This is a genomic window from Ruegeria sp. AI3 (assembly GCF_056541245.1).
Genome location: NZ_JBQFYA010000001.1, coordinates 114,996 through 128,685, shown reverse-complemented (window position 1 = coordinate 128,685; position 13,690 = coordinate 114,996). Strand labels below are relative to the sequence as shown.

12 protein-coding genes and 1 tRNA gene are annotated in these 13,690 nt (G+C 59.8%); 4 read left to right on the top strand and 9 right to left on the bottom strand.

The annotated features are described in order from the left end of the window. Positions 1-46: 46 nt before the first annotated feature. Positions 47-1,204 carry an RsmB/NOP family class I SAM-dependent RNA methyltransferase gene (locus ACRZ95_RS00635; RefSeq protein WP_170676025.1) on the bottom strand — a complete coding sequence of 386 codons (1,158 nt, stop codon included), beginning with the start codon at positions 1,202-1,204 and terminating at the stop codon, positions 47-49. Between the two features lie 75 nt (positions 1,205-1,279). Beyond that, a complete protein-coding gene (guaB, locus tag ACRZ95_RS00630; RefSeq protein ID WP_170659772.1) occupies positions 1,280-2,728 on the bottom strand; it encodes an IMP dehydrogenase in 1,449 nt (482 codons plus the stop codon). A 219-nt stretch (positions 2,729-2,947) separates the two neighbouring features. On the opposite strand from guaB, the gene ACRZ95_RS00625 reads away from it, so the two are divergent. Both ACRZ95_RS00625 and ACRZ95_RS00620 read left to right on the top strand, forming a co-directional pair. After that, on the top strand, positions 2,948-4,993 hold the full coding sequence (locus ACRZ95_RS00625) for an ASKHA domain-containing protein (RefSeq protein ID WP_170676024.1): 2,046 nt from the start codon (positions 2,948-2,950) through the stop codon (positions 4,991-4,993). Then, positions 4,953-5,873 carry a class I SAM-dependent methyltransferase gene (locus tag ACRZ95_RS00620; protein ID WP_480554372.1) on the top strand — a complete coding sequence of 307 codons (921 nt, stop codon included), beginning with the start codon at positions 4,953-4,955 and terminating at the stop codon, positions 5,871-5,873. Before ACRZ95_RS00625 ends, ACRZ95_RS00620 begins: the two co-directional genes overlap by 41 nt. Before the next feature lie 10 nt (positions 5,874-5,883). Here the strand turns inward: ACRZ95_RS00620 and ACRZ95_RS00615 are convergent. The 6 genes from ACRZ95_RS00615 to ACRZ95_RS00590 form a co-directional block, all read right to left on the bottom strand. Continuing rightward, positions 5,884-5,957: transfer RNA gene (locus tag ACRZ95_RS00615), tRNA-Gly, on the bottom strand. A gap of 64 nt (positions 5,958-6,021) precedes the next feature. Next, complete coding sequence (locus tag ACRZ95_RS00610; protein ID WP_170676023.1) at positions 6,022-6,849, bottom strand: polyphosphate kinase; 828 nt, start codon at positions 6,847-6,849, stop codon at positions 6,022-6,024. A gap of 126 nt (positions 6,850-6,975) precedes the next feature. Beyond that, positions 6,976-8,037 carry a methyltetrahydrofolate cobalamin methyltransferase gene (locus tag ACRZ95_RS00605; RefSeq protein ID WP_170373670.1) on the bottom strand — a complete coding sequence of 354 codons (1,062 nt, stop codon included), beginning with the start codon at positions 8,035-8,037 and terminating at the stop codon, positions 6,976-6,978. Between the two features lie 9 nt (positions 8,038-8,046). Continuing rightward, on the bottom strand, positions 8,047-8,973 hold the full coding sequence (locus ACRZ95_RS00600) for a methylenetetrahydrofolate reductase (protein WP_170676022.1): 927 nt from the start codon (positions 8,971-8,973) through the stop codon (positions 8,047-8,049). 26 nt (positions 8,974-8,999) lie between these two features. Next, entirely contained in the window at positions 9,000-9,296 is a 297-nt protein-coding gene (locus ACRZ95_RS00595; protein ID WP_170373668.1) for a virulence factor, read from the bottom strand. 246 nt (positions 9,297-9,542) lie between these two features. Further along, complete coding sequence (locus ACRZ95_RS00590) at positions 9,543-11,429, bottom strand: PhoX family protein (protein WP_170676021.1); 1,887 nt, start codon at positions 11,427-11,429, stop codon at positions 9,543-9,545. Positions 11,430-11,609: 180 nt separating this feature from the next. Here ACRZ95_RS00590 and ACRZ95_RS00585 point away from each other — a divergent pair, with 180 nt between their 5' ends. Together ACRZ95_RS00585 and ACRZ95_RS00580 are read left to right on the top strand one after the other, a co-directional pair. Continuing rightward, positions 11,610-12,722, top strand: a complete 1,113-nt coding sequence (locus ACRZ95_RS00585; RefSeq protein ID WP_170373666.1) for a Ppx/GppA phosphatase family protein — start codon at positions 11,610-11,612, stop codon at positions 12,720-12,722. Next, on the top strand, positions 12,722-13,444 hold the full coding sequence (locus ACRZ95_RS00580; protein ID WP_170676020.1) for an RlmE family RNA methyltransferase: 723 nt from the start codon (positions 12,722-12,724) through the stop codon (positions 13,442-13,444). Before ACRZ95_RS00585 ends, ACRZ95_RS00580 begins: the two co-directional genes overlap by 1 nt. On the opposite strand, the gene ACRZ95_RS00575 is transcribed toward ACRZ95_RS00580, so the two are convergent. Continuing rightward, a complete protein-coding gene (locus ACRZ95_RS00575; protein ID WP_170676019.1) occupies positions 13,441-13,629 on the bottom strand; it encodes a hypothetical protein in 189 nt (62 codons plus the stop codon). The two genes, ACRZ95_RS00580 and ACRZ95_RS00575, sit on opposite strands and share 4 nt — an antisense overlap. Between the last annotated feature and the right edge of the window lie 61 nt (positions 13,630-13,690).

Genomic DNA, 13,690 nt, shown 5'->3' with positions numbered 1-13,690 from the left:
ACAGAGTTAAGGGGCTACGAAAACTACCTTAGGTTGTTTTGAGTGGCTACTTTGTGAGATGCGTAGTGAAAAACCCGTCAACGCCATCCGTGACACGCCAATTCCGTTGCAGCGTCGCCGTCCATTCGGGGTTCTCCGACACAAAGCTTTCGACGACCCGCGCGTTTTCGTCCTGAAGCATCGAACAGGTTGCATACGCGAGAAGGCCCTCGGGATGAACCAGTGGCGCGACCTCACCCAGAATCGCACGTTGCAGCTTGGTCAATTCGATCAAACGCTCTTCGGTCAGGGCCCATTTTCCGGCCGGAGCGCGCCTCCAAGAACCACTGCCCGAGCAAGGTGCATCGACCAGTACGATGTCAAAGGGCGCGAAACCGGCTAGTTCCGCGGTCTCAAAGCAGGTTACTCTTACGCCCGCGCGGTCAGCGCGGTTCGGCAGGTCCTGCATGCGCTTCGGGTTGATGTCATGCGCAAACACCTCGACTCCTTGATGAGCCGCAAGGGCCAGCGATTTCCCACCACCACCGGCGCAATAGTCAAGTACACGCAAACCAGGCTTGAGGGGCAAAGCTGCCACAACCGCCTGACTGGCCGCATCCTGTAGCTCGACCAGACCCTCCAGATAAGCCCGGCTTTGCGCAACCTTGCGTGCGCCCTCAATCACAGCAAGAGCCGTCTCGCAGGCGGGATGAAGTTCAGTTTGAACCCCGTCAGCCTCCAAAGCACGGGTCGCGCCGTCTACGTCTGTCTTGCGCAAATTGACCCGAAGATGCACTGGAGCGCGGTTTTGCAGCGCCGCCGCGGCCTCCGTGGCTGCATCGCCCAAAGACGCCGAAAACCGGGGCCAGAGCCAGTCCGGAATATCAAACTGTTCGGCCAGTGACACGAAACCGCGACCCTGCTCAGACGCTTCAATCGGCTCAGGCGCGTGGCGTTCGCCAGTGAAGAGAGTGTCAGGCGCCTTCCCCGCAGCACGCAGCGATCCGATCATCAGGCCGCGACCCGTCTCAGCCCCCCCAAGCGCCGCAAAGGACCGTTTGCAGCGCAAGGCCGTAAAAACGTGATCCCGCACCGCTGCGCGATCCTTGGAACCTGCGAACCGGCTGCGCCGCGCCCACCCAGTCAGGGCTTTTTCAACGGGCGCGCCGTCCAGAATTTGGTCAAGGATCTCGATTGAGGTCTGAACACGGGCTGCCGGGGTCATCTTTCCCTCCGTCGGGTTTTCCAAGAACGCAAAACGGCGCCCGCGTCGGGGCGCCGCCTGCAACAGATCACCAGATCACATAACCCGGTAGTTCGGGCTTTCACGCGTGATCTGCACGTCATGAACGTGGCTTTCTTTCAGACCCGCCCCGGTGATTTTGACGAAATTGCAGTTCTTGCGCATCTCTTCGACCGTGGCACAGCCGGTATAGCCCATGGCCGCGCGCAGACCGCCGACCAGTTGGTGAACAACCGCTCCGGCAGAGCCTTTGTAGGGCACCTGCCCTTCGATACCTTCCGGCACCAGCTTGTCATTGGCGGCATCCTTCTGGAAATAGCGATCCGCCGAGCCGCGGGCCATGGCTCCCAAGCTGCCCATGCCACGATAGGATTTGAACGAACGGCCCTGATAAAGGATCACCTCGCCCGGGCTCTCATCCGTACCCGCGATCATCGAACCGACCATGGCGCAGGACGCACCCGCCGCGATGGCCTTGGCGAAATCGCCCGAGAACTTGATACCACCATCGGCAATCACCGGCACATCTCCGGCGGCTGAGGCGCAGTCCATGATTGCCGTCAGCTGAGGCACACCGACACCGGCCACCATCCGAGTGGTACAGATCGAACCTGGCCCAATGCCCACCTTGATCGCATCCGCACCCGCATCAATCAGCGCTTTAGTAGCATCCGCGGTGGCGACATTGCCCGCAATGATCTGAACTTCGTTCGACAGCGTTTTGGCGCGTTTGACCGCCTCAAGAACACCTTCGGAATGGCCGTGAGCGGTATCGACGACGATAATATCGACACCCGAATCGACCAACAGTTCCGAGCGCTCAAACCCTGCATCCCCGACCGAGGTCGCGGCGGCGACGCGCAGACGGCCCAGGTGGTCCTTGCAGGCCGTTGGGTTCAGAACGGCTTGTTCAGTGTCTTTCAGGGTAAGCAGACCGGTCAGCTTGCCCTCACCATCAACAACCAGCAGTTTTTCAATCCGGCGGGCGCGCATAAGGGATTTGGCCTCTTCCAGATCGGCGGGCTCTTGCAGCATCGCAAGATTGTCCGAGGTCATCATTGCCTTGATCGGCGTGTCATCCGACGTGGCAAAGCGCATGTCCCGGTTGGTCACGATGCCGACAACGCGGCCCTTCTCATCCACAACCGGAAAGCCGGTGAAGTTGTAGCGCTGCACCAGCGCCTGCGCGTCTGCTAGCGTCTGATCGGCACGCAACGTCACCGGGTTGTAGACGATGCCGGATTCGAACCGTTTCACACGGCGGACCTCGCGGGCCTGTTCCTCGACCGAGAGGTTCTTATGGATCACGCCGATCCCACCGGCCTGCGCCATGGCGATGGCCATACGCGCCTCGGTCACCGTATCCATGGCCGAGCTGAGCAGCGGGATGTTCATGGAAATCTGACGCGTCACGCGCGTCGTCGTATCCGCCGTTGCCGGCAGCACTGAAGATGCGCCCGGAACAAGAAGTACGTCGTCAAAGGTAAGTGCCTCACGAATCTGCATCATCAAACCCCATGCAAAAGCCCGTTTGGCGGTGACCCTATTGCATGGATTGACCCGAAGGAAAAGCCCTAGAACCCAAGTTGTTTGCCCTTGGTTGGGAATAGCACGTCACAAAACGACGCTCGTTGTACAAAACGTGCCGCTGTCAGGGCTTTCCCTTTGTGAATAAACTCATATCTTCCCCGGCATACGCGCGAACACAATTTAGGCAGGCCGACCATGACCACCGACCCCCTTGTCGTCTTTACCCCCTCGGGCAAACGCGGGCACTTTCCCGTTGGCACCCCGATTCTGACCGCCGCCCGACAGCTGGGTGTCGATCTGGATTCGGTTTGCGGAGGGCGCGGCATCTGCTCGAAATGTCAGATTACACCCAGCTACGGCGAGTTCCCCAAGCACGGCGTTACCGTCTCGGAAGACGCGCTGAGCGAATGGAACGCGGTCGAGCAGCGCTATGACGACAAACGTGGCCTGAAACCCGGTCGTCGTTTGGGCTGTCAGGCCTCGGTTCAGGGTGATGTGGTGATCGACGTGCCGCCCGAAAGCCAGGTCCACCGTCAGGTTGTCCGAAAGGCCGCAGCGGCGCGCGCCATCACCATGGACCCGGCCACGCGGCTGTATTTCGTCGTGGTCGAGGAACCCGACATGCACTCGCCCACCGGCGATCTGGAGCGTTTGGAACGCGCCCTGCGCGAGCAGTGGAAGATCGAATCCGTTACCGCCGATCTGTCCCTGATGTCCAAGCTGCAACCGGTGCTGCGCAAAGGCAAATGGGAGGTCACCGTCGCCGTTCACAAGGGCCACAAGGACCCGGTGGCCCGCATCGTCGAAATCTGGCCCGGCCTGCACGAAGGGGGCCTCTATGGTCTGGCCATCGACCTCGGCTCGACCACGGTTGCGGCGCATCTGACCGATCTGGAGACGGGTGAGGTCAAGGCATCCTCGGGCCTGATGAACCCCCAGATCCGCTTCGGCGAAGACCTCATGAGCCGCGTTTCCTACGCCATGATGAACCCCGGCGGAGATCAGGAGATGACCAAGGCCGTGCGTGAGGCGATCAATGACCTGACCACCTCGATCGCTGAAGAAGCGGGCATTGACGCCAGCCTGATCGTTGAGACGGTGTTCGTTTGTAACCCGGTCATGCACCATCTGCTGCTGGGTCTGGACCCGGTCGAACTGGGGCAAGCTCCGTTTGCGCTGGCGACATCGGAGAGCATGTCCCTGCCCGCGCGTGAGATGGACCTGACCACGATGAACCCGCGCGCGCAGATCTACATCCTGCCCTGTATCGCCGGTCACGTGGGTGCCGACTGTGCCGCCGTTGCCCTGTCGGAAGAGCCCGGCAAATCCGAAGATCTGGTGCTGATCGTGGACGTGGGCACCAATGCCGAAATCCTGCTGGGCAACACCAGCCGCGTTCTGGCCTGCTCGTCGCCCACAGGCCCTGCCTTCGAAGGCGCGCAGATCAGTTCCGGCCAACGCGCTGCCCCCGGCGCGATTGAGCGGATCGAGATTGACCCCGTCACCAAGGAACCCCGCTTCCGCGTGATCGGATCCGAGAAATGGTCCGATGAGGACGGCTTTGATCAGGACATCGCCACCACTGGCATCACCGGCATCTGCGGCTCTGGCATCATCGAGGCGGTGGCCGAGATGCGCATCGCTGGCCTGCTGGACGAAAGCGGCCTGATCGGATCGGCCGAGCAAACCGGCACGCCCCGCTGCGTTCCTGAAGGGCGCACACACGCCTATCTGATCCATGATTCCAGCGCGGAAGGTGGCCCTCGGATCACGGTCACCCAAGGCGATATCCGGGCCATCCAGCTGGCGAAATCGGCACTTTATGCGGGTGCGCGCCTATTGATGGACGAGATGGAGGTCGACCGCGTGGATCGCGTGGTTCTGGCCGGGGCCTTCGGGGCTCATATCTCGACCAAACACGCGATGGTTCTGGGCATGATCCCGGATGCGCCGCTCGATAAGGTCTCTAGCGCGGGCAACGCGGCTGGTACCGGCGCCCGGATTGCACTGTGCAACATCGGCTCGCGTGCCGAGATCGAGCGTGTCGTCCGCGAGATCACCAAGATCGAGACCGCTATCGAACCGAAATTTCAGGATCACTTCGTTGCCGCCAACGCGATCCCGCACAAAACCGACCCCTTCCCGGAACTCGCTCAGGTCGTCACCCTGCCCGCACCGTCCTTCAACACCGGTGGCGGCGATGAGGAAAAGACTGGCCGCCGTCGCCGCCGGAGGTCATAGTTCCCCTCAAAAGGGGGCTGCGATGCTGAACATCAACGGTGATCAGGAAGAGTTCTGGGGCAAGTCTGAAATGGGTGCCCGCTGGCTGACCTTTGAAGATCAGCTGGACACCTTGTTTCAGCCCGTTCTGGAACTGGTCCTGAAACGATCTGGTCTGTCACGGGGCATGAGGATTCTTGATATCGGCTGTGGCACTGGCGCATCTGCGCTGGCCGCTGCGCAGCTTGTTGGGGCTGAGGGTGCGGTACGCGGCATCGACATATCGGAACAGTTTCTAGAGCGCGCGCGCCAGCGGGCCAGCAATGCTGGTCTGGGCAACCTTTCGTTTCAATACGCCGACGCTCAGACCACAGAGCTTTCGCGGGGCGATATTGACGCGATGATCTCAAGGTTCGGCGTCATGTTCTTTGCCGACCCGACCGTCGCCTTCGCCAACATGGCTCGCGCCCTGAAGCCCGGTGCGCAGATGACCTTTGCCGCTTGGGGCGGTTTGTCTGACAACCCTTGGTTCAAAACCCCGCATATCGCTGCCACAGCGCGTCTGGGTCAGCCGCCTAAAGTTGACCGCAATGCCCCCGGGCCGCTCGCCTTCCATGACAAGGATAGAGTCGCTGGTCTGATGACCGAAGCGGGGTTGGTGGATGTTCAGGTCACGACGGTTTCGCTGGTGCTAAACGGGCCACTATCTGTCGAAGACGCAGCCCTGCTCTGCACCCGTGTGGGACCTGCTGCGCGTGTGATCGCGCATTTCAACGGCACTGAAGAGGATGTGCGCGCGATCGTCGATACTGTTGTGCTACAGTTCGAGGAGTACCTCACTTCGGAAGGAACGCGTGTCCCGGCCGCCATCAACCTGCTGCAAGCGCGCCGTTCACAATAGACATTGAAGTTGGAGCGGGTAGCGGGAATCGAACCCGCGCGTTCAGCTTGGGAAGCTGACAGGCTACCATTACATCATACCCGCCGCGAGGTTTGAGATACCATCGGCACCTGAGGAACTGCAAGCGCCTTTCGATTGGGAAATTGGATTACTCTGTCCGCGCCCGCAAAGAGTCGATCAGTGATTGGTCAACATCCAAAGCCTCGCATGCTGCGTCCAAAGTCCGTTTGTCCAAATGCTGTGGGTTTAGATCTATGTCCTTTGAGAACGCATCAACGATGGTTTGCATTGCTTTGATTCTCGCAGATTTTTTGTTGTTAGCCGGAATAACGTGCCACGGTGCAATCTCCGTTGATGTACGCGCCAGCATCTCATCGACGGCGATCCCGGCCTCGTCCCAACGTTCGCGATTGCGGAAATCCTCGTAAGTCAGCTTCCAGCGCTTCAATGGGTTGCGCAGGCGTTCTGTGAAACGCGCCATTTGTTCGTCTTGTGAGATATGAAAGAACAGCTTTACGATCCGGGTGCCGTCATCAACAAGCATGCGCTCGAAATCGTTGATCTCTCGATATCCCGCCCGCCACCGTTTCTCCGGAGTGAACTTCTCGATCCGTTCCACCAGAACACGCCCGTACCAACTGCGGTCAAAGGCCGAGATTGCACCTTCGGGCGGCAGGCGCTCCCAGAACCGCAGCAGATAGTGGCGGTTGAGATAGTAGTTGCGCGGCGCGCCTATCGGCCAGACTTTGAAACTGCGCGGATCAAGCGCCTGGCTGATACGGCGGATCGTGCCACCTTTGCCAGCGGCATCCCAACCTTCAAAGACGATTACGCCCTTGGTTCCATGGAATAGAAAAGCTTGCTGAATACTCGCCAGTTTCGCCTGTAGATCGATCAGCTTGTCGAAATAGTCCTTCTTGCCCAACTTCTCACTCAGGTCTGCGTCGGCCAGTTTTGGTGGGTGATGTTTGGACATGAAAGCACCTGATCGTTGCGGAAAAGACCACCCCAGTCTCTACGATATCACGTTTGTTGCATTGATCAGGGTCAAACGAAAAAGGCCGGGCGCAGGGCCCGGCCTTTGATCTGATAGCTCAAAAAATCAAGCGCGACGACGACGGCCACCGCCGCGACGACCGCCTGCTCCACCGGCCGCAGCCGCTTCTTCAGGCGATTTGTTGAACTTGATCCATGCGCCGCCGTGCGGGTCGTTGTTGGTCAGCAGGTTGGCGGCACGGATGGCCTCCATTTCCTTGCCGGCACGCGGCTGGGTCGAGCCCAGACCGAACATCTGAACAAAGGCCTCATCGTCCATGCCTTCGGGCAGGATGATACCAGCTGCGGCAACGGCTTCTTTCTTCTCGGCGATTTTCTTCTGCGTCGTCGGCAGAGCAACCGGGTTCATGATCGCGGACGTCATGCCAGCACCCATCGCCATCGGCAGGAAGGCGTTGTTGATGCCGTGACGGTTCGGCAGACCAAACGAGATGTTGGACGCCCCACAGGTGGTGTTCACACCCAGTTCCTCACGCAGACGACGGACCAGAGCGAAGACCTGCTGGCCAGCAGTTGCCATCGCACCGATCGGCATAACCAGCGGGTCAACCACGATGTCATGCGCCGGGATGCCGAAATCTGCAGCGCGCTCAACGATCTTCTTGGCCACGTCGAACCGCACATCGGGGTCTTCCGAGATGCCGGTATCGTCGTTCGAGATCGCAACAACCGGAACGTTGTATTTCTTGACCAGCGGCAGAACCAGCTCCAGACGCTCTTCTTCGCCGGTGACCGAGTTCAGCAGCGGACGGCCTTCAGCCGCCTCAAGACCGGCCTCCAGCGCGCCGGGAACCGACGAGTCAATGCAGAGAGGGACGTCAACCAGACCCTGAACCAGCTCAACGATCTGGCGCATCAGCGGCGGCTCGGTCTCGTTCGGGTTGGGGTTCGAGTTGTAGACGACGCCTGCGTTGATATCCAGAACGGTCGCGCCTGCAGCAACCTGAGCGAGCGCGTCTTTTTCAACGGTCGAAAAGTCGCCCGCCTCAAGCTCAGCAGCCAGTTTCTTGCGGCCTGTGGGGTTGATCCGCTCTCCAATCACGCAGAACGGTTCGTCAAAGCCCAGAACGGCGGTTTTTGTTTTTGATTCTACGACTGTACGGGTCATGTCCGTTCCTTAAGCGTTAACCGGCTTCGCCGAAGCGCCGCCGTTGTTGATGGCCCAGTTGGCGTTGGTCTTGATGCCGCCAAGGGGGAAGAAGTGTACGTTGGTGATGTTGAAATCCGGGTTCGCCGCTTTGTATTCGGCCAACTCGGTGATCACATCATTCGGCTCATAGGGCAGCAGCAGTTTGGAGACATCCATGGCGCGCTTTTGCAGAACTTTCAGCGACGGGCCAACGCCACAAGCGATGGCGAACTTGATCAGGGTCTGCAACTTGGCAGGGCCTGCGATACCGATATGAACCGGGATGTCGATCCCCGCCTCTTTCAGGCCGTTCGCCCATTCGATGATCGGCTTTGCGTCGAATGCGAACTGCGTGGCCAGCGCCATCTCGGCGTCGGTGGTTTCGCTGAATTTCTGCTTCCAGCGCAGCGCGTCGTCAACGTTCTTGGTCGAGCCGTCCGGGTCGATGTCCTTGTTGCCTTCGGGGTGACCGGCAACGTGCAGGCGCTTGAAACCGGCTTTGTCGAACAGGCCGGACTCCAACAATTGCATCGAGCTGTCGAAATCACCATGCGGCTTCGCCACACCACCGGCCAGCAGTAGCGCCTGATCAACGCCCGCCTCGCCCTGGTACATCGAGATCCAGTTCTCCAACGTTGCGGCATCCTTGATGATGCGCGCTGGGAAGTGCGGCATGACCGGGAAACCTTCGGCGGCGATGCGCTTGGCGGTTTTCACCATGTCTTCGATCGGAGTGCCCTCGATATGGGCGATATAGACACGGGTGCCTTCGGGCAGCAGCGCGCGGAAATCTTCGACCTTTTCGGCGGTGCGCGGCATCACCTCGATCGAGTAGCCCTGCAGAAAGGCTTCAACGGTCGGGTTTACAGGGCCGTTTTCGGCGGCATCACGTTTCTTGAAGTTCAGCAAAGCCATTGCGGCCTCCCATATAGATTTCGGGCTCATGCCCAACCGTCATTCGCGATCAGTGCCTTGATGCGGTCCTGATCATATTCCGTTTCCAGACGCACAGCCTGCGCTTCGGCAATCTCGGACGGGTCGCCCTCAACCGCGAAAGGCTCGGCTTTACGCCATTCGGCCAGGTAGGCATCACTGTCCTTGGCATTCACCTTCATGGCGGCGCGGTCGATGGCCTGTTCAAACCGTTCTTCCAACTGCCGCTTTGCGCCACGACGGCCTTTGCCGACGATGACCTGAGCGGGAATGTCGCGCCAGTACACGATGGTGACGTCAGGCATAGCTGTGATTCCTCCTAACCAATGGGGCGGTTCTAAACGTCTATATTGGGCTAAGGAGGTCGGTTTTCGACACCCAGCGCCTTCCAAGCGACCTTTTTGCCTATGACGGTGTACAGTGGTTTTAGCCGGGTTTCACAGAAAACCAGATATCAAAACTTTCAACGCTTGTATGAGGATGGCTCAACACAAGCAAAAACCCCGGGCGGGAATACCGTCCGGGGCTTGTTTTTAAGGGCGTTTTTGGCGTTAGCCGACCAAACCACCATCGTCGCGCGTGACCGCGATGATGGCCGAACGTGGCACGGCATCTCCGCCTTCGGGCCAGTGGCTGTTGCCGTCCTCACCAGGGTGCTGGACGCCCACGAACATGGTGCGGCGATCCGGCGACCAGCTGAGGCCGGTGATCTCGCACTCATTCGGGCCGACCAGGAAGCGACGGATTTCGCCGGTGACCGGGTCACCTGCCAGCATCTGGTTGTTGCCCTGACCTTCGAAATCACCTTCGTTGCCATAATTGCCGTCGGTCTGTATCCACAGCAGGCCGTTGCTGTCGAATTTCAGACCATCGGGTGAGTTGAACATGTTCTCGGCATTGACGTTGTCCGACCCGCCATAGGTGTCTTGATGGACATTCGGGTTGCCCGCCAGCACATACAGATCCCAGGCAAAACCGGACGCAGTATGATCGCCACCTTCGGGGCGCCAGCGTACGATTTGGCCATAGTTGTTGGCCTCGCGCGGGTTCGGACCGTTGACCGAGGTGTCATCCCCACCGGCATTCGGCTTGACGCCCCGGTTCTTGTTGTTGGTCAGACAGCAATAAACCTCGGCCACGTTCGGGTTAGCAGCCACCCATTCGGGGCGGTCCATGGTCGTCGCGCCCACGGCTGACGCGCCCTGACGGGTGTGGATGCTGACTTCAGCCTGTGAGGCCAAACCGGTTGTCTCGGGCGTCAGGTCCAGCCATTCACCGGTGCCGTCATCGTTGAACTTGGCAACCGACAGCGTACCGTTTTCCAGTAGCGCATTGGTATCAACACCCGCCGCATAGACACCGTCCGAAACGAAGCGGTACAGGAACTCGCCGCGCTCATCATCGCCCATGTAGACGACAACGCGACCGTCGTTGTTGACCACAGATTCAGCATTTTCGTGCTTGAAGCGGCCCAGAGCGGTCAGCTTGCGCGGGGTCGAGGTCGGATCGGTCGGGTCGATCTCAACCACGTAACCGGCGCGGTTCGGTTCATTGGGGTCTTTTGCCACGTCGAACCGTTCGTCGATCTTGGCCCAGCCATAGCCCCAATCCTTGGACGAGACGCCATAGCGCTTCAGTTCGGCGCTGACTTCGTGCGCTTCGTCTTCAGCCGAGAAGTAGCCGTTGAAGTTCTCTTCACAGGCCAGATAGGTGCCCCACGGCGTCATTCCGTTGCCGCAGTTGTTCCACGTCCCCTTGGAGGTCGTGCCGGTCGGATCAGCGGCGGTTTTCATCAGGTCATGGCCCGCAGCCGGTCCGGTGATGGTCATGTCGGTCTGCGGTGTGATGCGGCGGTTATACGGGCTGTCTTTGACGATGCCCCATTTGCCATCGGTATTGGCAATCTCGACCACTGTTACACCATGCGCCATCATGCCCTTGGCGACATCATCGTCCGAGGCCGCCTTGGCGTCCGGGTTGTTACCCCACAGAATGTCACGGTTGGTGTATTCGTTGTTCACGACCAGCAGAACGTGACCGTCATGGAAGAAAACGTCCTGACCATCGGTGTTGTCGCCAAAGGCGCGTTCCTGGCTGGCGGCGGTGCCACGGGTCGCAGGATCGAATTCAGGCGCGTCGGACCACAGCGGATCCCCCCAGCGTACCATGACTTCGGCCTTGTAGCCTGCGGGCACGACCACCTCATCGGCAGTTGAGACCGGAATCGCCTCGAACGAGAACCGATCCGCCGACGCGCGCGCACCTGTGGGCAGAAGCGAGCCGCCTACTGCAGCAAAGCTGCCCATGGCCAAAACGCCCCCCAGAAAGCCACGTCGCGACAAGGCGCGCTCGACCACGCGGTCGAATTCACATTCCTCGGGGCGCGGATTTACGACTTCATCAAATTCATCGAAGGACAGGGTGCGCTCATCTTTCATGGCAGTCTCCGTATCTGGCTGTAAGCTTGTAGAGAATCCCGAAATGGGGATCGGCACGGGAATTGCATTTCAGTATGACCGCTGTGTGACACTCACGTTAAATTCAAAATTGAAATCACTTGCGCGTCGGCGAGACCCCGCCTAGGGTCAACTTAACTCGAAAATCGGAGGGCGTTACGAATGGCGCCCAAGCGTCCCAAAGGTGCGGGCGCGTTCCCGAAGGCGGTCGAAAGCCCCGCGCCGGCAAGACCCGATCCAGATGCACTCTATGCGGCGTTGGATCTGGGGACAAATAGCTGCCGCATGTTGATAGCCCAACCCAAGGGGAGTGGGTTCCATGTGGTCGACAGCTTCTCCAAATCCGTGCAGTTGGGCGCGGGTTTGGAACGCACGGGACGGCTGTCCCGGGCGTCTATGTCGCGCACCGTTCAGGCGTTGCGAATCTGCCAGCAAAAGCTGAAACGAAACAAGGTCAAACGGATGCGTCTAGTCGCAACCGAGGCCTGTCGGCGCGCTAAGAACTCACGCGATTTCATCCGGCAGGTGCGGCGTGAAACCGGCCTGAACCTTGAGATCATCCAGCCCGAGGAAGAGGCCCGTCTGGCCGTCATCTCCTGCGCGCCGCTGGTGTCGACCAAGACCGAGCAGTTGCTGGTCGTGGATATCGGCGGCGGCTCGACCGAGCTGGTGTGGATCGACATCTCGTCTGTGCCGCGCCGCGATCGGCCAGCTGCAATCATGCGTCTGCATAACGGGTTTCACACCGCCGACAGCCCCTTTCCGGCCGCCAAGGTCGTGGACTGGATCAGCGTCCCGCTGGGCGTCGCAACCTTGCGCGACCAGTTTCATGACGTTGAGGATGACTCGGCTCGGTTTGCGTTGATGAGCTGGTTTTTCGAGGAAAACCTTGCTGATTTCGCCCCCTACAAGGACGAACAGACCCGAGCGGGATTTCAGATCGTCGGCACCAGCGGCACGGTGACAACCGTTGCGGCGTCGCATTTGGGCCTGAAGCGCTATGACCGGACCAAGGTGGACGGTTTGCGCATGACCAGCGATCAGATTGACAAAGTCATACGCGGGTATTTAGAACTCGGCCCTCACGGGCGACGCCGGGACCCTCGGATTGGGGATGACCGGCAGGCCCTGATTATGTCCGGCTCGGCCATTTTGCAGGCCCTTTTGCGTTGCTGGCCCACCGACCGCCTGTCTGTGGCGGACCGGGGACTGCGTGAAGGACTGCTTTATGCGCAGATGAGTGCGGACGGCGTATTGGAAGACGGACCGTTCTGATGGCGAAAACACCGAGTGGAAAAAACACCTCAGGCCGCGGACAGCGCGACCTGAAGGTTAAGGTGAAGACGGCGCGTGGGCGCAAGCTCAGCTCGACCCGGTGGCTCGAGCGGCAGTTGAACGACCCCTATGTCAAGCGCGCGAATGCCGAAGGCTATCGTGGGCGCGCTGCGTTCAAGATCCTAGAACTGGACGACAAATTCCGGTTTCTGGTCCCCGGCGCGCGCGTCGTTGATCTGGGCTGTGCGCCCGGTGGCTGGCTGCAGGTCGCGGTCAAGCGGGTGAATGCCTTGGGCGAGAAAAGCGGCAAGCGTATTGGCACCGTTCTGGGTGTTGACCTGCAGGAGGTCGAACCTGTTGCAGGCGCGACGGCTCATGTGCTGGATTTCATGGAAGATGACGCGGACCTCAAGGTCAAAGAGTGGCTGGGCGGCAAGGCTGACGTTGTGATGTCGGACATGGCTGCCGCGTCTTCGGGTCACAAGCAGACCGACCACTTGCGGATCATGGCATTGTGCGAAACCGCCGCTTACTTTGCCTTTGATGTATTGGAAGAAGGCGGCACCTTTGTGGCCAAGGTTCTGGCCGGCGGCGCCGAGGGCGATCTGCAAAAGCTGCTCAAGCAGAAGTTCGAGAAAGTCGCCAACGTCAAACCACCTGCATCGCGTTCGGACAGTTCCGAGAAGTTCGTGGTTGCAACCGGGTTCCGAGGCGGCGCCTAATCTTCAAGTACGATCTGACCGGCCAGCCGCTGTTCGCGCAGCGACGCGGCGGCGATGCCTTGCAGCATCAGCCCTTCGCCATGATTGAGGTCAATCGGCTTGCGGTCCCGAAGTTCCGCGATCCGTTGATCCAATGAGACCTGCCTGCCCCTCGAGGCAGGCTGTTTCAAAACATGTTCCGACATGTGACACCTTTTACGACCTAATGGCCTGACACCCTCGGAAACAGGTCTAGCGGTCAAATCT

Excerpts from the sequence above, each read along its gene's own strand:
- ACRZ95_RS00585 (WP_170373666.1), top strand. The coding sequence starts at position 11,610 with ATGGCGCCCAAGCGTCCCAAAGGTGCGGGCGCGTTCCCGAAGGCGGTC.
- ACRZ95_RS00600 (WP_170676022.1), bottom strand. The coding sequence starts at position 8,973 with ATGGCTTTGCTGAACTTCAAGAAACGTGATGCCGCCGAAAACGGCCCT.
- guaB (WP_170659772.1), bottom strand. The coding sequence starts at position 2,728 with ATGCAGATTCGTGAGGCACTTACCTTTGACGACGTACTTCTTGTTCCG.
- ACRZ95_RS00635 (WP_170676025.1), bottom strand. The coding sequence starts at position 1,204 with ATGACCCCGGCAGCCCGTGTTCAGACCTCAATCGAGATCCTTGACCAA.
- ACRZ95_RS00595 (WP_170373668.1), bottom strand. The coding sequence starts at position 9,296 with ATGCCTGACGTCACCATCGTGTACTGGCGCGACATTCCCGCTCAGGTC.
- ACRZ95_RS00625 (WP_170676024.1), top strand. The coding sequence starts at position 2,948 with ATGACCACCGACCCCCTTGTCGTCTTTACCCCCTCGGGCAAACGCGGG.
- ACRZ95_RS00590 (WP_170676021.1), bottom strand. The coding sequence starts at position 11,429 with ATGAAAGATGAGCGCACCCTGTCCTTCGATGAATTTGATGAAGTCGTA.
- ACRZ95_RS00575 (WP_170676019.1), bottom strand. The coding sequence starts at position 13,629 with ATGTCGGAACATGTTTTGAAACAGCCTGCCTCGAGGGGCAGGCAGGTC.
- ACRZ95_RS00620 (WP_480554372.1), top strand. The coding sequence starts at position 4,953 with ATGAGGAAAAGACTGGCCGCCGTCGCCGCCGGAGGTCATAGTTCCCCT.
- ACRZ95_RS00580 (WP_170676020.1), top strand. The coding sequence starts at position 12,722 with ATGGCGAAAACACCGAGTGGAAAAAACACCTCAGGCCGCGGACAGCGC.
- ACRZ95_RS00610 (WP_170676023.1), bottom strand. The coding sequence starts at position 6,849 with ATGTCCAAACATCACCCACCAAAACTGGCCGACGCAGACCTGAGTGAG.
- ACRZ95_RS00605 (WP_170373670.1), bottom strand. The coding sequence starts at position 8,037 with ATGACCCGTACAGTCGTAGAATCAAAAACAAAAACCGCCGTTCTGGGC.